11 protein-coding genes are annotated in these 19,031 nt (G+C 49.3%); 8 read left to right on the top strand and 3 right to left on the bottom strand.

Annotation, left to right across the window (positions count from 1 at the left end):
* Nucleotides 1-109: 109 nt before the first annotated feature.
* Nucleotides 110-2,122 carry a glycoside hydrolase family 3 protein gene (locus AC4PME_RS17705; protein WP_491044626.1) on the bottom strand — a complete coding sequence of 671 codons (2,013 nt, stop codon included), beginning with the start codon at nt 2,120-2,122 and terminating at the stop codon, nt 110-112.
* 23 nt (nt 2,123-2,145) lie between these two features.
* Complete coding sequence (locus AC4PME_RS17710) at nt 2,146-5,778, bottom strand: family 78 glycoside hydrolase catalytic domain (protein ID WP_491044627.1); 3,633 nt, start codon at nt 5,776-5,778, stop codon at nt 2,146-2,148.
* 500 nt (nt 5,779-6,278) lie between these two features.
* Between AC4PME_RS17710 and AC4PME_RS17715 the strand changes: the two genes are divergently transcribed.
* The 3 genes from AC4PME_RS17715 (at nt 6,279) to AC4PME_RS17725 (ending at nt 11,330) form a co-directional block, all read left to right on the top strand.
* Nucleotides 6,279-8,939 (top strand): TonB-dependent receptor plug domain-containing protein, encoded by a 2,661-nt coding sequence (locus tag AC4PME_RS17715; RefSeq protein WP_491044628.1) that lies wholly within the window; start codon nt 6,279-6,281, stop codon nt 8,937-8,939.
* Nucleotides 8,940-9,064: 125 nt separating this feature from the next.
* Entirely contained in the window at nt 9,065-10,444 is a 1,380-nt protein-coding gene (locus AC4PME_RS17720) for an FGGY-family carbohydrate kinase (RefSeq protein ID WP_491044629.1), read from the top strand.
* Between the two features lie 100 nt (nt 10,445-10,544).
* The gene (locus AC4PME_RS17725) at nt 10,545-11,330 is read left to right on the top strand and encodes a DeoR/GlpR family DNA-binding transcription regulator (protein ID WP_119499527.1); all 786 of its coding nucleotides are present in this window, start codon (nt 10,545-10,547) and stop codon (nt 11,328-11,330) included.
* Nucleotides 11,331-11,441: 111 nt separating this feature from the next.
* On the opposite strand, the gene AC4PME_RS17730 is transcribed toward AC4PME_RS17725, so the two are convergent.
* Nucleotides 11,442-11,729 (bottom strand): type II toxin-antitoxin system ParD family antitoxin, encoded by a 288-nt coding sequence (locus AC4PME_RS17730; protein WP_491044773.1) that lies wholly within the window; start codon nt 11,727-11,729, stop codon nt 11,442-11,444.
* Nucleotides 11,730-11,977: 248 nt separating this feature from the next.
* Here AC4PME_RS17730 and AC4PME_RS17735 point away from each other — a divergent pair, with 248 nt between their 5' ends.
* The 5 genes from AC4PME_RS17735 (at nt 11,978) to AC4PME_RS17755 (ending at nt 18,914) form a co-directional block, all read left to right on the top strand.
* Nucleotides 11,978-14,170: a bifunctional rhamnulose-1-phosphate aldolase/short-chain dehydrogenase gene (locus AC4PME_RS17735; RefSeq protein WP_119499528.1), complete on the top strand. Its 2,193-nt coding sequence runs from the start codon at nt 11,978-11,980 to the stop codon at nt 14,168-14,170.
* Nucleotides 14,171-14,180: 10 nt separating this feature from the next.
* Entirely contained in the window at nt 14,181-15,476 is a 1,296-nt protein-coding gene (locus tag AC4PME_RS17740) for a sugar isomerase (RefSeq protein ID WP_119499529.1), read from the top strand.
* 101 nt (nt 15,477-15,577) lie between these two features.
* Nucleotides 15,578-16,723, top strand: coding sequence for an alpha-hydroxy acid oxidase (locus AC4PME_RS17745; protein ID WP_119499530.1), 1,146 nt, complete (start codon nt 15,578-15,580; stop codon nt 16,721-16,723).
* 307 nt (nt 16,724-17,030) lie between these two features.
* The gene (rhaT, locus tag AC4PME_RS17750; RefSeq protein ID WP_119499531.1) at nt 17,031-18,089 is read left to right on the top strand and encodes an L-rhamnose/proton symporter RhaT; all 1,059 of its coding nucleotides are present in this window, start codon (nt 17,031-17,033) and stop codon (nt 18,087-18,089) included.
* 180 nt (nt 18,090-18,269) lie between these two features.
* Nucleotides 18,270-18,914, top strand: a complete 645-nt coding sequence (locus tag AC4PME_RS17755) for a tellurite resistance TerB family protein (RefSeq protein ID WP_491044630.1) — start codon at nt 18,270-18,272, stop codon at nt 18,912-18,914.
* Nucleotides 18,915-19,031: the final 117 nt, after the last annotated feature.

Consider the following 19,031-nt stretch of genomic DNA (forward strand, 5'->3'; position numbering starts at 1 on the left):
CAGAAACAAGATCTGGTTACTCTTCTCGTAGATTACTGCCTTATTTACAAATGACAAAATAACAAAGGCAGCCGAAACTGCCTTTTTCATTAGCGCCTAAACATCAGGATCAGAATGTCAGTCCAGCGCGGCGCTTGTACAGCGGGTTTTCGCTGTCGTCTGCGTAACCGGGTTTCTGTGCTTCTACGGCTTCATCAGAAGATGGCAGTTCCAGCGGCAGGGTGCCGGTGGGTGATACCTTGCCGGTAAGCACGTCGATCACGGCATCGTCTGCACTACCGAAGTTAGCCAGAATAGCGCCTGCGGTATTGTTCAGTTCACCCATGATCATGGGGCGTTCCAGGAAAACAGATAAGATGGTCGGCACTTGCTGGCTGACCGCCAGCATTTGCAGATATTTCTCATCATCTTCGCGGAATGACACGCGGCCTTCATTCTGGCGGCTGCCGAAGAAGTGGTTCGGATGCAGCTTTTCACTTGGCGTTGAGAAACGGAAAATTGCAAAGTCGGCCTGGGCCGGGTCGGTCACAACTTCAAAACCACGAGCGGTAAGTGCCTCTGCATTTAAGCCATCAACGAATACTTTCTTCATCGAGTCAGCCAGTGGCAGCAGCTTATCTGCATTTTTCAGCAGCACCTGAGATTTAGCCTGAACTTCCCGTGCCAGTGCACGCCATTCCGGTTTACCCACATTCGATGCTGCAGTAGCTTCATCCACGTAGGGGTTGTCGAATAAACCGAGCTCAAACTTCAGTGTAAGAATACGGGTGGCCGACTCATCGATACGCGCTTCTGTCAGTTTGCCTTCATGTACCGCGTTAACGATGATTTCAGGCTGGTCTTCACCGCCGAACTGGTCGATACCTGCGGTAATACCTTTCACGAAACGCTCAGGAATCGTCAGGTCTTCCACACCCCACGGCGTCGCAATTTCCCGCACACCTTGTGGTTTAGTCGGTGCCTTGCATTCTTCGCTACAGTCCCGGGTTACCGCCCAGTCTGAAACAACAACACCTTTAAAGCCGGCATCGCCGCGCAGCAGGTTTTGCAGTATTTGTTTGTTGAAGCCCGGGCTTACTGCTTCTACCGGCTCACCGTCTACAGTGATGCCGTGTAAGATAGGATACGCAGGCATAATGCCGGTGGTTTTGGCTTCGAAAGCTCCGTCAAATGCGCGGATATGGTCTTCAAAACTGGTATCGTCCAGTTGGGCATTGCGGCCGTAATAGTTATGGCCATCAAAACCTTCTACCGCTGCACCGTAACCCACCCAGTGTTTGGTAACAGTTGATACGCCTTCGGGCGTGATGCCATCAGAACTGCCCTGGAAACCACGAATATACGCGCCAACCTGCTTACTCACTTCACCAGCATCGCTACCGAAGGTGGCAATGATACGGGGCCAGCGGGGTTCAGTGGCTAAGTCAGCCTGCGGTGATAACGCCATGGTAAAACCGGTTGCACGGTATTCCTGACGGGTAATGTCACCAAACTGTTCGGTAATTTCAGGGTCGTTCAGCGCACCAAAACCAAGAGGCTCAGGCCACTGCGTGAAACCATCGGTAGACTCAGCAGCACCTAAAACGTACTGGAAGTGGTTGCGCGGGTCGGTACTGATAATGGCAGGAATGCCCAACCGGGTGGTTTCTGCCAGCGCCTGGACTTTGTTGTTCTCGACGGCCAGATCTGACGGAGACATGTTCAGGCGGCTGATATAACTGCCGATGTGTTTGTCTTTGAACAGTGATGTGGCGACATCGATGTCATAGCCGTCCTGAGAAAAACCGGCAAATCCATTTTTACCAGGCAGTGTGCCGTGCACCATTTCACCGGCTTTTTCTTCCAGCGTCATGCGTGCAACCAGGTCGGCCACACGTTCTTCAACCGGCAAACGCCAGTCTTCATACGGGGTAAGTTTGCCATCGGCATTCAAATCACGGAAAGTCAGGCCGTCCTGTTCGATAACCGCTTTGCTGGTGGTCTTAACCGCCACCTGACTCACAGGGGCGGCGTCTTTCTTCGGTTGCTCAACTTGGGCAGGCGAGGGTTTCTCGCCGCAACCAGTAAGCATAGCGGTAGTGATAAGGCAGGCACTACCCAATGTTGCTGTATGCTTTTTCATTAATCGTGTCCTTGACCGGATAATTATTCGTTAACGGCGCCTGTGATTTGGTAAGTACCAGAGCCGAGAGAAAAGGTGTTCATTTCATCGGCACGGGAAACGTTAGTTACGAACTTACTGGCTGTCACATTCTCGCCGTCAATCTTCAATGCTTGCTGCGCGCCGGGTAACGAAATTGTTGCTGTCGTGTTAGCAGGAATGGTTACCCGGTAGTCAAACTTACCATCTTTTACTTGCCAGTGGCTCGAAATTTTTCCGTAAGGTGAATCATATTCAGCTTTTACCCAGTCAATTTCGTTCTGCGGGTCAAACTCCGGCTTCAACGCAAAGGTTTTAAAACCGGGGCTCAGTCGTTGAATACCGCCTGAGTGGCTGATTAACCATTCACCGATAGCACCGAATGAATAGTGGTTGAAGGAGTTCATGCTGTTATTGCCACCGAATCCGTCTTCTACTGTGTAACCGTTCAGGCGTTCCCAAATTGTTGTTGCACCCTGGTCGATAGGATACAACCACGACGGATACTGGTCGTTGAGCAATAAGCGGTATGCATCACCGGTATAGCCATTCTCAGACAGCGCTTTGCTGATCCAGGCAGTACCAATAAAGCCGGTCATCAAAGAGTAAGCCGGGCGGGTTTTCCCTGCATCGTCAACGTTTTGTGACGATACCGAACGGGTGAGCTTCTCTGCCATCGCTGCTGCGTTGTCTTCGTTGAATGCGTTCATCGCCAGGCCAACTGCAAACGAGGTTTGGGTGTCTGCAACTGCCCATTCTGCTGGTGGAGCCACCGGATTAAACATACTTGGGCCACCCACCAGACCAACAGTTTGCATTTCATCATTCACAAACTTGTCGTTGAAGAAGGCTTTGCGTTCATCATACTGATTGCGGTACTCGCGGGCCTGCGCATCATCGCCCAGTACCGCTGCTACCTGCGCCATAATATCCAGCGCATAAATGTGATAAGCCGTAGCGAGATAATCTGCACCTAACTGATTGTTCTGCGGGCCTAACCAGTCTCCTAAACCTGAGTCTGTGCTTAAGCCGGTTTCGCTGTCGATGGAGTCGTGCAGGAATGTCATGTATTCATTCATGGACGCGTAGTGTTCAGCCAGTAAGCCTTTATCACCATATTGAAAGTAGGTTTCCCACGCGACGGTGATACCGGCTACGCCCCACAGCACGCCACCGAAGCCGCCGCCAACCGGGGCGACATCAGCATACCGGCCACTGTCAGCCTGAGTATCCCGCATTGCCTGTAAATGGCGACGCATAAACTGTGAGGCATCACTCACATACGTTGCGGTGGGGGCAAATACGTTGATGTCGCCGGACCAGCCCATACGTTCGTTCCGCTGGGGACAGTCAGTCGGTACAGACAGAAAGTTATCTACGTTAGACCATGTCAGGTTTGACCACAGCTGATTAACCTTATCGTCTGAACATTCGTAACTGGCAGTCAGCGCCTGTACAGAACTCACTACAACGCCGTTAACCGCTTCAAGGGGAAGAGGTTTTTCAATGCCTGTTACTTCAATGTACTGGAAGCCGTGAGATGTGAAATGCGGCTCAAAGGTTTGTTCGCCGTCTGTCATGATATAGATATCCTGACTGAGTGCGGCACGATAATTTTCTGTCATGATCATGCCCACGTTCGGGCCTGATTCCGGTAAGTCCGGATAGAGCATTTCGGCAAAGCGCACGGTAACGGCTTCACCTGATTTACCGTCTTGGAAATGCAGACGAGGTACGCCAACGATATTTTGTCCAAGGTCGTAGACAAACACGCCGGGTCGCACCTCTTCCACACTTTTTGCCTGAACGGTGGTAAATTCACGGGCCGGTTCGCCGATTTGCCCGATAAGCTTCATATTGTCGTACGACAGCGTTTGTGCAGGGCGCATCATATTTGGCTGCACATTCTGCGCTTTTGTTTCCTCAAGAGAAATTTCAACTGCCGGTTCCCATTCACCTTCAAACGACGGGGTCGCCCAGCCAGCCTGCGCTTCTGCGATTCGGGCATCGTACACTTCACCCATAGACAAACTGCCGTACACTACCGGTGACGTGTCGCTGAACTGCCAGCTGCCCGGTTGGGTAACCACAATACTCTCAGAACCGTCTTCATAGGTAATGACCAGTTGCGCGAGCAACGACTGTCGATCACCAAATCCATTCCAGGTGTTGCCGAAGCCCAGCATACCGCTCCACCAACCTTCGCCCAACCGTGCGCCCATGGCGTTTTCACCTTTTTGAATGGCACTGGTGACATCATAAGACTGATAAAGGTGGGTCAGGTTGTACTGGGTAAGGCCCGGGTTGTAATAATCGTTACTGACCTTTTCACCGTTTACGTAGTATTCGTAAATGCCCCGGGCGGTCACATACAAGCGGGCTTTGCTGACGGCCTTTTCTGCCACATCAAACTCAGTACGTAGCTGCGGCATACCGTTATTTTGGGTATCAACAACAACCAGCTGGCTGTCATCAGAGCCGGTGAAAGTAATCCCTGCTTTAGTATCGCTGATCTGCGCAGATTTTTCTGCGAATGCAGCGCCATGCTCAGCGCCATTAAACAGCACGCTGTGCGGCGTATGCATGTTGCTCACCGTCAGGTTGCTTACTGTGACGGTTGTACCAGCATCTGCCGCTACACCTATATCGTTAAGCATGCCATAGGTGACGTAGTCGTGGTTGTGACCCAGAGGATTCAGCTGTACCGTTGCCCCTTCAACCAGTGGCGGAAACATCATCTGGAATCCTGACTTTTCTTCAGATTCTGCACCCACCCAAAATGCAGGGTTGCCATCTAACTGAACGGTAACATTGCCGAATTCATTGTTGATAAGCAGGTGGTGAGGTTTAAAACGGTTGTAAGCATTGATCAATGATTGCTTAATATCGAAGGATTTAACCGGCGTATCTGCGTTGTCATCCGGCGTGTAACCGGCACGGTAAAAGTTCAGCGTCGCCGGCTCACCGTTTTCAACACCTTCCACGTCCAGCTCAATCTTGAAATAACTCTCGTCTTCGCCGCTTTCTACCTGATAGATGTTCTTATACTTATCCATCATTCTCGGGTCATTAGCCGCATAAACAATACCGCCGGCTGTGCCACCTTCTGCAATGGTGATATCTGCGCCGATACGGAAGAGAGGCAGATAATCGCCATACAGGGGGAGGGCGTCGTCATTGCCACCAATCCAGGTCGCGCCATTCCAGGCATTCAGAGAGGTATCGAGTAAGCCCGTTTCAAAAGTAGATGTAGCTTCACTCGCATCGCCTTCGCTGTCCCATACCGTCAGCTGCCAGGTGTACTGTGTACGCGGGCTTAAAGGCTTGCCTTTATAGGTAATATGCAGTGCTTCTGAGGAGTTTTGTTTGCCGGAGTCCCATACCTGCGCGCCGTTTTCATCTGTCACGCGGATGCGGTAAGCAGACTGGCTAAGACCTTTTGCTCCGCCTTTAGCAGACATCTGCCAACTGAAACGGGGCGTAATGACGTCAATGCCAATGGGTTGGGTGCGATACTCAGTTTTCAGTGCTGCAAGATCAAATTGATCCGTAACACTTCCGACGCTGCCAGTTCCTCCGCAAGCTGAAAGTAACGTGGCGGGTGCTGCAACAGCAAGGGTGAGAATAAGTTTGCGCATGCAAATCTCCGGTACATACCTGATGGCAATCTGTTCAGGTGAAACTGAATATATCGTCAGTTTTCCTGAAACGTTATGATTGAAAGTGATTGGCATGTTGCCCTAAGCATATAGATGTTGTCAATGTGTTAACGGCGGCTCACCGGAAACGAAAGGTTTTGGAGGCGTGTGAGTGTTACCAACCGGACTGAATAATCCGCGCCGGTGTAGTGCGCTGTAAAGTGATTAGCGCATTTTGGATGCGCTGCAAAGCATGTTTCATCAACTTTACATCCAGTTCTGTGTCGATCTGTCAGTTCGCAGAAAGTTGCTTGTTTTTTATCCATGAATTTTATCAATAGCAAGTATTAACTATATTTGTTTGTGATTGTTATTGACTGTATATGATTGTCGATGTACTTTGTTGCCTCAATGTTAATTAATATCGAGCAGTTTTAATAAAAATAACACGCTGCCAAAAATTAGATAAATCACTGACACAACCACGCAAGGAGTTGAAAATGGCTTCATTTTCAGGACTGACAACCACACCCGTTTTCCGCCGTTCTGTACTCGCGGTACTTATCACTGCTTCTTTTTCTCAATGTGCTGTTGCACAGGAAGCAGAGTCTGCACAATCTGAACCGGATCCAATGGTAGAAACCATTGAAGTTCGTGGTTCAGCAACCGGTACCCTTATCCGCGGTGCAACACCGGTAGGTACTAATGTTGTAGGGATTTCAGAAGAAGATGTCGCTGAAATTGGTGTGCCTGACAGTAACGAACTTCTTGCACAAATTCCGCAAGTGACCAGCACCTTCAACAGCCGCCCGACCATGGCGACTGATATTGGTCAGGGCATGCCGATGCCAAAATTGCGGGATATCGGTACCGGTGGTGGTAGCACGACACTGGTACTGCTGAACGGTTTACGTTTACCGGGGTCGGGTATTATCCAAACCGTTCCAAATGCTGCGGCCATTCCTCCTTCAGTATTAAGCACGGTAGAAGTGGTAATGGATGGTGGTTCTTCTATTTACGGTTCTGATGCCATTGCCGGGGTGGTTAACTTTATCACCCAGCGTCCGAAAGATGGTGTGACCGTAAACCTTGAAGGTGGATTCGGTGACAGTTATACCGCAGGTTCCCTTAACCTGACTGCCGGTACTTCATGGGATTCCGGTGCGGCGATGTTGTCTTTCTATCACGCGGAAAACGGTGATGTGATGGGTTCTGACCGTGATTTCATTACTGCTGACAGCACAAGCAATGGCGGCGGTGACTATCGTACCCGTCAGTGCAGCCCGGGCAATATCACGGCTAACGGGACCAGTTACCGCATGGACACGCTGACCGAAGGCAGCAACTTATGTGATCCTAACGATGGCATTTCTTATGTCCCGGAGCAAAAGCAGGACACCATTTTCCTGGCTCTGGAGCAGGAGTTTTCTGACAACGTTTTTCTTAATCTGAACACGTACTACAGTGACTGGGGCGTGGATATTACCGGCGATGCGACCAACGCGTTAACGGATCTGGGTGCTTCAGGCACAATTACATCAGACAACCCTTATTTTACTGCTATCGGTGATGAAACTTCACAAACTGTCGACTTCAATTTTTCTGACGGAGTTGGCCCCGGCGCGAAAAACAGCAGCGACTTTAAAGCGTTTTCTTTCATGCCGGAACTGACCGTAGAATTACCGAACTACTGGCGTCTGAAAGCTGCATACAGTTATGGTTGGGCTGAAACCCACGGTGAAGAAACCGGCGTTAATGCGACTGCCGTAGCTACTGCGCTGGCCGGCACGGATGTATCTACTGCGCTGAACCCGTACGATGTAGCTTCAACAGACCCTGCGGTACTGAGCAGTATTCTTTCTTACTACGGTACTCTGGGTGATGCCAAGCAAACCCACCATCAGATCCGTCTTACACTGGATGGTGCTATTTATTCCTTACCGGCCGGTGATGTGATGCTGGCTGTGGGTACTGAATACTTTAAACAAAACTATGACGTTTCGTTCGGCGGTGGCGCAGCAGATGCTCTGCAAATGACAGAAACATCCGCGTCACGCAACGTGAAGTCTGTTTTCAGTGAAGTGGTTGTGCCGGTGATGGATGACATCGATGCCGGAACTATCGATTTTACTGCATCCATCCGTTACGACAGTTACAACGATGTGGGCAGTACAACTAATCCAAAGATTGGTGTGGATTATTCTCCTACTGACAACTTACGTCTGCGTGCACAATGGGGTACGTCCTTCCAGGCGCCGAGTCTGGCAGATTCCGGTGCAGCTGTTGATACCCGTGCGATTACAATGAGTGTCAGTCCTTTCATGGCCCCGGATGCAGCTGATTCAGATTTCTTCCGTGGCACCATTATCCTTGCTGGTGGTAGTGACGGACTGCAGCCTGAAGAATCTGAGTCATACAGCGTAGGTTTCGACTGGACACCAGAGTTCGCTGACGACTTTAAAGTCAGTATGACGTATTTCGACGTGGACTATTCAAGTGCAATCAGTCTGGCGCCTTTCTATACACCCAGTGCACTGTTCAGCACAGAGGGGTACTCGGATTATTACACAATCAACCCGACACTGGATGAAGCGCTGGCAGCGGCAGACGGCATGCGCATTGATGGGCAGTCTATAGAAAGCTTATACGCTGACGGCAACTCAGTTTACGCTTTGTTCGATGCCCGCCGCAATAACATGACGGCGACTAAGCTGTCAGGTATCGATTTCGACATCGCCAAAGAATGGCAAACCAGTTTTGGCAGTGTGAATGCCAGCGTCGCCGGTTCTTATACACTGGACAGAACATTCCAGCCTGTACAGGGCGCGGCTTATCAGGATGAAAAGGGTACCGATGAGCGTGGTGACTACAACCTGCTAGCTCAGGTAGGTGCGACTTACGAAAACATGCTGGGCACCGTTCGCATTCTTCACACCGACGGCTGGGAAAACGCGGTTGCTTCAGCAGACTCTCTCACTACAGTAAATCTGTTCGGTAAGTACGATTTAGGCGAATATGAGTTTGTGGAAGAAGCATCTGTTACTGTAAACGTAGACAACCTGTTCGACGAAGATGCAGTTTACTATGATGATGCAAACGGCTTTATCAGTGGTTCAACACTGGGCCGGGTGATTTATCTGGGACTGAATCTGAAGATGTAATTCAGTGCATGAACTGAAAGCGGAGTCAGCAGACTCCGCTTTTGTCGTTCAAAGTAAGGCTTAAAAATGGCCTGAGCACTGACGAAAGCAATATGACGGAACACAATAAATGCAGGAGAAAAATCATGCTTAAAGCCGTTCTGGATATAGGCAAAACCCACATTAAATTGCTGTTGGTAGATAACGGTAAAGAATGCGCCAGCTTCAGCTGTAAAAATGCGCCCATTGCCGGCATGTATCCTCAGGCAGATGTGGAAGGCATATGGAACTGGCTGGCAGAAACCTTACGCTCCTGCACACTGACGCCTGATATCAACGCTTTTGTTGTCACCACTCACGGCGCGACGGCTGCGTTAGTAAATACAAACGCCCCTGAAGGGGATCAACTGGCACTGCCCGTTTTAGATTATGAATATCAGGGCGTAGAGAGTTGCTCTGATGCCTATGAAAGTGTGCATCCTGACTTTTCAGAAACCTTGTCACCCGCATTGCCAGCAGGTTTGAACCTCGGTAAACAATTGTTCTGGTTACAGCAGAAGTATAAAGAAGCGTTCGGCTCAGCCTCAACCATTTTGCTTTACCCGCAGTACTGGGCCTGGCGTCTCGGTGGCTCACCGGCTGCAGAAGTAACATCTTTGGGATGTCATACCGATATGTGGCAACCTCAGAAAAAAGACTATTCTTCGCTGATAGATAAGTGTGGCTGGCGGGAAAAAATGCCGGCACTTAAAAACGCATGGGATTGTCTTGGCACCGTGTCGGCACAGGTTGCAAAGGAAACCGGATTATCTGAACAGTGCGAAATTTTTGCCGGTATTCACGACAGCAATGCCAGCCTGCTGCGCTATTTGTCACTGGCGAAAAGTGGCGAGAGCTTCAACGTGATTTCTACCGGAACCTGGACCATTCTGATGCAGGCAAACGGTAACACCGGCAAACTTGCCAGCTACAAAGATACCCTGGCCAACGTGGATATTTTCTCTAACCCGGTCAGTTGCGCACGATTCATGGGCGGACGGGAATACGAAAGCATCTGCACTTCTCTGGGCGGCAACATTCGCATGAGTGCTGAAGCCGGGGATATTCAGCAGGCGCTGGATGAAGGCTGGATGGTGACGCCGGATTACAGTCAGGGGAATGGCCCCTTTGGTGGCCTTACTGCGAAACAATTTTGTCCGGATGCGCCGCCAGCTCCACAGGCTATTGCGACGCTGTACTGTGCGCTGATGATTGATCAACGGTTAACTGATCTACATTCCACCGGCACAATATATATAGAAGGGGCTTTCCTGAAGAACCCGATGTTATGCCAGTTAGTCGCGCAGCTACGTCCGGGCCAGACTGTCATGCTCTCCCGTGATAACACGGGAACAGTAATGGGCGCGGCGAGTTTAATTCACTTTGATAAACAGGCTGCGGCTGAACTGGACTTAGTGCCCTGTGAGCCTGCTGCGTTTGATAAGTTGGATGCCTATCGTGAAAAATGGTACAACGCGATTGGATGAATCTATCATATTCAATCAAAAACTTGGTGTTTTGATTGATTGTGCTTGAACAGGTGACTATATTATCGCTTACACGAATAACAATTATACAGGCAACACCATGCTGGAGAAGCAACGTCACCAGCTCATTCTGGATATCCTTGATGAGAGCACCTTTGTGAGTGTGCGCGACTTGTGCGCGCAACTTAACTCGTCTGAAGCGACTATTCGTCGTGACTTAAACAAACTGGCTGATGCGAAGAAAATTAAAAAAATTCGCGGCGGCGCGCAGGTGTTAGACAGTAAGACCGTGTCTAATATCCGTCTTTCCGGTAATGCATTTCTTGTGGACAGAGAGCGCAATACCAGTACTAAGCAACTCATTGCCAAAGCGGCCACTGACATGTGTGAAGACGGCGAATCTATCATCATCAATGGCGGTACATCCACGTTCATGATGTCTGAGTTTCTCGCCGAAAGACGCATGAACATTCTGACGAACTCCTTCGTACTTGCACATGAGTTACTGGAAAACAGTCAGAATCAGGTCACGCTCCCCGGCGGGGAAGTGTACCGCAAGCAAAGTATCATTCTCAGCTCATTCGAAAACGACACCACACAAAACTACCGTGGCAGCAAAATGTTCATGGGTTCACCCGGTGTCAGTGAATTCGGCGTAATGGAAACCGATCCACTGCTGATTCTGGCGGAGCAAAAACTCCGTAAGCGGGCCGATAAACTCATCGTACTGGCTGACAGCAGTAAAATTGGTGTTAAAGGTAACCTGATTTTCTGCGGATTGTCTGAAGTCGATACGGTCATCACCGACAGCAATGCAGCACCCGAAGCGCTGGATAAAATCCGCGAATTCGGTGTGAATGTGATTGTGGTCGAGGCCTGCGATTAGGTTTCAGGGGGAGTATTTAGATCTTCTGTAAGTCTTGTGTAATCTAATGATGAGTTAAAGACTCTCAACACCCTTATAGAAGATGAGCAGTTTTCATAAACAATGATGTAACTATCTACTGGCCAGAGGCGAATATCTTTCTCTGACTATCTGTTTAATTTCTGCCATATCTAAAGTGCCGGCATTACCGCGATCTAATCCCTTCTGAACCTCTGCGATGAAGTGATTACTCACGTTTTGATTCTCCTGCAACTCAAGAAGTCTCAGAGCACTACAGACTACTTCGCTCACAGAGTTGTAACGACCTGACTCTACGAGTTGGTTTACGAATTCGTCAAAATGGTGACCGAAGCTGACATTGGGCAGTACCCATCCTCCCGAAGCGTTAAGACACAGAATAGCTTAATTCTGACCACACATTTAAGTGTACTACGGATCAGTTTAGAGACAAGGCAACAGGACGGGTTGGAAGTTTTTGTCAAAGTTTCAAGATTTATACAACCCTTAAAATACTTGTAACAATTCTGTTATATTGTGATTGGAAATGATTGACAAAGATTGTATTGGATGTATATTGAATCATTAATGAATTAATGAGTCTCACAAAAGACCAGTTTCAATTAATTAACTTCACAGGATGCCTATAAATGCCTTATCAGCCAGATGAATACAAACACGTTAAATATCTGTGGGAAGACGAGGTTGCAGATAAACTCGATCCCGTAGAAAACCTGGTATACCGCTCGAACAAGCTGGGCGAAGACCAGCGTATTACTAATACAGGCGGCGGTAATACTTCGGCTAAGTTAATGGAAAAAGATCCGTTAACCGGTGAAGAAACTGAAGTGCTGTGGGTAAAAGGCTCCGGTGGCGACCTGCGTACATCAAAGAAAGAAAACTTCTCTTCTTTATACCAGGACAAACTGAACGCACTTGACGGCGTATATCAGGACTATTCAGATAAAGGCTATAAGTCTGCCGGTGAAGACCGCATGGTCGGCATGTTCAAGCACTGTAACTTCTGTCTGAATCCGCGGGCCTCGTCGATTGATACGCCTCTGCATTCAATGATTGACGAAAAGCACGTTGATCACCTGCACCCGAATGCAGTTATCTCCGTTGCATCCTGTAAGGCGCAGAAAGAACTAACTGAAGTGATCTGGGGCGGCAAGCTGGCCTATGTGCCGTGGATGCGTCCCGGTTGGGAAGCGGCGAAACTGTGTGAAGACACCTATGCTGCGAGCCCTGACATCTGGGGTATTCTGTTAGGTCAGCACGGTCACACCAACTGGTCATCTGAAAGTAAAAGTTGTTACGAAACTTCTTTATGGGTTATCGAAACAGCTGCACGTTACATTGAAGAGCATGACAAAGGCGAAATGACCTTTGGTGGTCAAAAGTATCAGTCTCTGGACGATGCAGCCCGTACTGATCTGTTAAAAGACTTTTTACCGGTAGCCCGTGGTCTGCTTTCTAATAAAGTGAAGTTCATCGGTACTGTTCAAACTGACGATGCCACACTGCGCTTCGTAAACAGTGTCGATGCGCCCCGTCTGGCTGAGTTAGGTACATCGTGTCCTGACCACTTCCTGCGTACCAAAATCAAGCCGCTGTTCGTTGATTTCGATCCGCAGAATGACGACTTCGATACCCTGATCACTAAGTTTAAAGCTGGTCTGGAAAAGTATCGTGAAGATTACACGGCATATTACGAAGCCTGTAAGCGTGAAGATTCTCCGGCTATGCGTGACCCGAGCCCGACTGTTGTACTGATTCCGGGTGTAGGCATGATTGCCTGGGGCAAGAACAAGAGTGAATCCCGCGTTACTGCAGAATTCTATAACTGTGCTATTGAAGTAATGCGTGGTGCAGAAGCGATTTCTGAATATACCGCGCTGCCAGCTCAGGAAGCGTTTGATATTGAATACTGGGCGTTAGAAGAAGCAAAACTTCAGCGTATGCCGGCAGAAGCGCCACTGGCCCGCGATGTGGTTGTAGTGATTGGTGCCGGTGACGGTATCGGTAAAGCGACAGCGCACCGTGTTGCTAAAGAAGGTGCCCACGTAGTGTGTGCAGACCTTAACCTTGAGAATGCACAGCGCACCGCGAAAGAACTTACCGACAAGTATGGTCAGGGAATTGGTGTAGCCGGTACAGGGATTTCTGCCTGTGGCCCGGCTGTAGCACTTCAGGCTGACATCACTAAACGTGAAACCGTGGAAGAGTTGTTCACACAGGTACTGCTGGCGTATGGCGGTCTGGATAAAGTGATTGTGACTGCGGGTGTATTCATCGCAGAAGGCGCAGACATGGCGAAGAACGATCAAATCTTCGACCTGAGCTTTGGCGTGAATGTGAAAGGCGGCTATGTAGTTGGCTCAACGGCTCAGAAAATCTGGGAAGCGCAGGGCCTGAAAGGCGCACTGGTACTGACTACCAGCGTGAATGCAGCCGTATCGAAGAAAGGTTCTCTGGCGTACGACACCAGTAAAGCTGCGGCAAACCATCTGGTTCGCGAACTGGCGGTTACCTTGTCACCGCTGGTCAACGTAAATGCACTGGCACCGGCAACAGTTGTGCAGGGCAGTAACATGTTCCCGAGAGACCGCGTGATTTCATCACTGACCAAGTACGACATTGCTCATGATGAAAGTGAAAGCACGGAAGAATTACGAAACAAGCTGGCGCAATTCTATGCACAGCGCACGTTAACCAAACAACCTATCACACCGGATGATCAAGCCGAGGCGGCCTATCTTCTTGTATCCGGTCAACTGAGCAAAACAACCGGGCAAGTGATCAGTGTAGACGGCGGTCTGCATGAAGCTTTCCTGAGATAAGAGGTGACTTATGTTAAGAAGAATTGATGCATCCATTATCAGCGATGACAACGAAAAGCTGAAAGGGCACTTAGACGCGGATTACGCTGCGCTGGCAGATAAACTGGCACGCCAGGATATCGATATTGAGAAAATTACCGAGCTGGCCGGCGAATTCCAGGTTGCCGTACCTTCATGGGGGACAGGTACCGGCGGCACCCGTTTTGCCCGCTTCCCCGGTGAAGGCGAGCCGCGCAATATCTGGGAAAAGCTGGAAGACTGCGCAGTGATCAATGAAATGTCAGGTTGTACTGACAGCGTATCGCCTCACTTCCCCTGGGATGTGGTTGACGATTTCTCTGAGCTGAAGCAAAAAGCCGATGAGTATGGTCTGAAGTGGGTATCGGTGAACTCAAACACGTTCCAGGATCAGCGTGGTCAGGAACACTCTTACAAGTATGGTAGTTTGAGTAACACTAAGAAAGAATCCCGTGACCTGGCGATTCAGCACAACCTTGATGTAATTGGCTACGGTCAGCAACTTGGCGCAAAAAGCCTGACAGTATGGGTTGGCGACGGTTCAAACCATCCCGGTCAGCAACATTTCCAACGTGCATTCGAGCGTTACCTTGCTAGCATGGAAGAAGTGTATAAAGGCTTGCCGGATGACTGGGAAATGCACATTGAACACAAAATGTTCGAGCCTGCATTCTACTCCACTATCATTCAGGACTGGGGTTCAAACCTGCTGGCTGCTATGCACCTGGGGCCTAAGTGTAAGTCTCTGGTTGATTTGGGTCACCATGCACCGAATACCAACATTGAAATGATTGTGTCCCGCTTAATTCAGTTCAAGAAGCTGGGCGGTTTCCACTTCAATGACAGCAAATATGGCGACGATGACCTGGACAGTGGTTCACTGCATCCGTATCAGCAGTTCCTGATCTTCAATGAACTGGTTGATGCTGAATATCGTCAGCAGGACGAGTTTGGGCCGGCGTACATGCTTGATCAGTCACACAACGTGACCGACCCGGCAGAAAGCCTGATCAATTCAGCCATTGAGGTACAGCGCTCTTACGTCAAAGCATTGCTGGTTAACCGTGAAGCCCTGTATGGTTTTCAGGAAGACAATGATGCACTGATGGCGTCACTTGAGCTGAAAAACGCGTTCAACCTGGATGTATCACCTATTCTGGCGATGGCGCGTTACCGCAAAGGTTCGCCTATCAATCCTCTAGGTGTTTACCGCGGTGTTGGTTATCGTGAAACCATGGCAAAAGAGCGTCCACGCGACCCCAATGCCACCGGTTCTGGTATCGTCTGATTCAGACGGACTGTGAATCTGGCCTGAAGATACAGCTCGCGTTTGCGGGCTGTTTTGTATCTGAGGGCTGTGGATCTGTAGCATGAGAACGGAAAACAATAATGCGATTAAGCCAGTGTCATAATTTTCATGATTTTCGTAAGTTGGCGCAGAAGCGTTTGCCAGGGCCAATTTTTAACTACATCGATGGCGGTGCTGACGATGAAACCACGTTACGCCGCAACACGTCGGCTTTCCGTGAGTGTGATCTGATCCCCCGCGTGCTCACCGGCGTGAAAGATATTGATTTAAGCGTTGAAGTGATGGGGCAAAAACTGCAGTTGCCGGTTTATTTGTCACCAACCGCACTGCAACGTTTGTTTCATCATCAGGGTGAACGGGCTGTAGCAGCGGTCGCTGAGCAATTCGGCACCATGTTTGGTGTGTCGTCTCTCGGCACAGTCAGCATGGAGGAAATTGCTAAGCAATACGATACGCCTCAGGTATATCAGTTCTATTTCCATAAAGATCGCGGTCTCAACAGAGCTATGATGGAACGGGCGAAAGAGTCCGGTATTGAAGTGATGATGCTTACCGTCGATTCCATTACCGGCGGTAACCGCGAGAGGGATTTACGTACCGGTTTCTCCATTCCTTTCCGGTTGAATCTGGCGGGCTTGTGGCAGTTTGCGACTAAGCCGGCGTGGGGCATTAACTATGTCACCCATGAAAAATTTTCGCTGCCGCAACTGGATGCCCACATTAATATGGGCGGTTCAACCAGCTCTATCGGTGACTACTTCACAAATATGCTCGACCCGTCGATGAACTGGAAAGACGTGGCAGAGATGGTGAAATTCTGGGACGGTCAGTTCTGTCTCAAAGGCATTATGAGTGCCGACGATGCTAAACGTGCCGTTGATATCGGCTGTACCGGCATTGTGATTTCAAACCACGGTGGCCGTCAGCTTGATGGTTCCCGAAGTTCTTTCGATCACCTGGCTGAAATTGTTGATGCCGTCGGTGACCAGATTGATGTTATGTTCGACAGTGGTATTCAGCGCGGTACGCACGTACTCAAGGCATTAGCGCTGGGTGCGAAAGCAGTCGGACTGGGGCGCTACTATCTTTATGCTCTTGCAGCGGCAGGTCAGAAGGGCGTAGAGCGTGCGATGCAGCAAATGGTGGCTGAAATCGAACGGGACATGCGCCTGATGGGCTGCAGCAAAATCAGCGAGCTGAACCGCGACCACGTGCGATTCAGATAAGCGTTTTGTACGCTTTGTAAAATGAAGCACGCATGCAGGCTAGCTTGCGTGCAATCTTTATGTTGTTCTCCCTCTCTTCTTTAAGCCCGACCCAATCCGTTAACAGTTCTACGGATCTCCTTTAAATACATCACTGTATGCGTATCCCTGCACCTCATGATTACTACTTTTGAATATTTGTGATTGAAAATGATTAAAAGTGTGTGATTTACATAAAATTATTGTGTATGCTGGCAATTGTATTGTTTAAATGATGTAAACCCGTTACTTAAAAATTACATGCGGGTGGTGTACCGGGAGTAAAGGCATGACACCAAATCCATTACTAGGGGTATTGTTTCACTGGCTGGGCGGTTTGTTCTCTGCCAGTTTCTATGTTCCGTACAAACGCATTCAAAAGTGGTCATGGGAAATCTTCTGGCTGACCGGTGGTATTTTCAGCTGGTTCCTGTGCCCGTGGTTTTTCGCGATGGTCCAGACCGAAGATTTATTTGGTGTACTGGGCAGTACGCCGGCAAGCACATTGCAGCAATGTTTCCTTTGGGGTCTGGGCTGGGGCTTTGGCGGTTTGACCTTTGGTCTGGCTGTACGCTACATGGGTATCTCGTCCGGCATGGCTATTGTGTTGGGTCTTACCACAGTATTAGGGACGTTAGGCCCACCTATATTTGATGGCACTATCGGTGCCGTACTGGCAACCACTAGTGGCCAGTTTGCCGTTGGCGGTACGTTGATGACCCTGGTCGGGGTTATTGTTGTTGCCAGGGCGACAGCTGAAAAGAACCGCAGTCTCGGCACCACAGAAGAAGCCGAAACCATTGATATGAAGAAAGGCTTAGCCATTGCCGCGTTTTCCGGTGTCATGTCTGCCTGTTTTGCTTTCGGTATTGCGGCGGGTAAACCTATCCGTGAACTGACTCTTGAAGCCGGCACCGATCATCTCTGGCAGGGTTTGCCTGTATTGTGTGTTGTATTGCTGGGTGGTTTAACGACTAACGCTGTCTGGTGTATTTATCTGATTGCGAAAAATGGTTCTGCCAAAGAATTTTTTGGTCAGGTCGCCAAAGGCACTGAGCGTCTGCAGGGCAACACGATGGTGAAAAACTATCTGCTGGCTGCATTAGGCGGTGCATTCTGGTACTTCCAGTTCTTCTTTTACACCATGGGCGAAAGCAACATGGGTAAATACGAGTTTTCCAGCTGGACCATTCATATGGCCAGTATCATCATTTTCTCCACGCTGTGGGGATTAGCGTTGATGGAATGGAAAGGCAGCAACAAAAAGAGTCGTATGCTTCTGCTGACCGGTATCTCTTTACTTGTTCTTGCCACGCTGGTGATCGGCGTAGGTAACTCTCTGCAATAACGTAACAGTCCCTAGCGCCGGCCTTGGTATGGTTTCCAGTAGGTTGGCGCGCTTAATTCCTTTCCGGTACGCTGAGCTGTATTGTCAGCCGGTTAAGTGACAAAACTTAATTTCCTTTTGTGCGTTCAAATTATAGAGGCTTCCGGGCCTTGTCTTGCATTATTCACAAGAGGTAGTTGTATGAATATCAATAAATTGCTGGGTCAGGTTTTAAATTCTTCTGCGGTAAAACAACACAAAGATAAATTAAGCGGTCTGACAGGGTCATCAGGCTCCTCCGGCGCAAGTTTATTGAAAAAGGCTGGCCTTGGCGCTGCGGGCGGTTCATTGCTGACATCTATGTTGAAAAAAGGCAAAGGCTCAACCTTGCTAAAGGTGGGTGGTGCCGCGGCGATAGGTGCACTGGCGTACAAAATCTACAATAATTATCAGATAGAGCAATCTGCTGCGCGAAAGCGGGAAACGTTTGAAGACAACGACCCTCAACATCCGGTAATTATTCTTAAAGCCATGATAGCGGCAGCCAAAGCGGATGGTCATATTGATGAGGCGGAATTGTCCCGTATTCACGATGCCCTTGCTAAGTCTGACGCAGGATCTGATGAGAAGGTCTTCCTGGAGGGAGAGATTAATAAACCGCTGGATCCGGCAGACGTGGCAGCAATGGCAACTTCACCCGCAATGGCCGCAGAAATATACCTGGCGTCATTGTTGGTGATCGATGAACAGAACCATATGGAGAAGGTCTACCTCAGAGAATTAGCGGCTTTGCTGCGGTTGGATGATGAAATGGTGCGCCGTCTGAACGAGAGTGGCAGAACGTAAACGAATAAAATTTCATACCTGAAAGTTCTCAGATCCTATCCACAGGTATCTTTTTCCAGAACCAAAAACACGATACTGTTGTGCTACATTTTTAATCATTCGATGCAGATACCCGTT

It is taken from the genome of Alteromonas sp., from assembly GCF_984505615.1.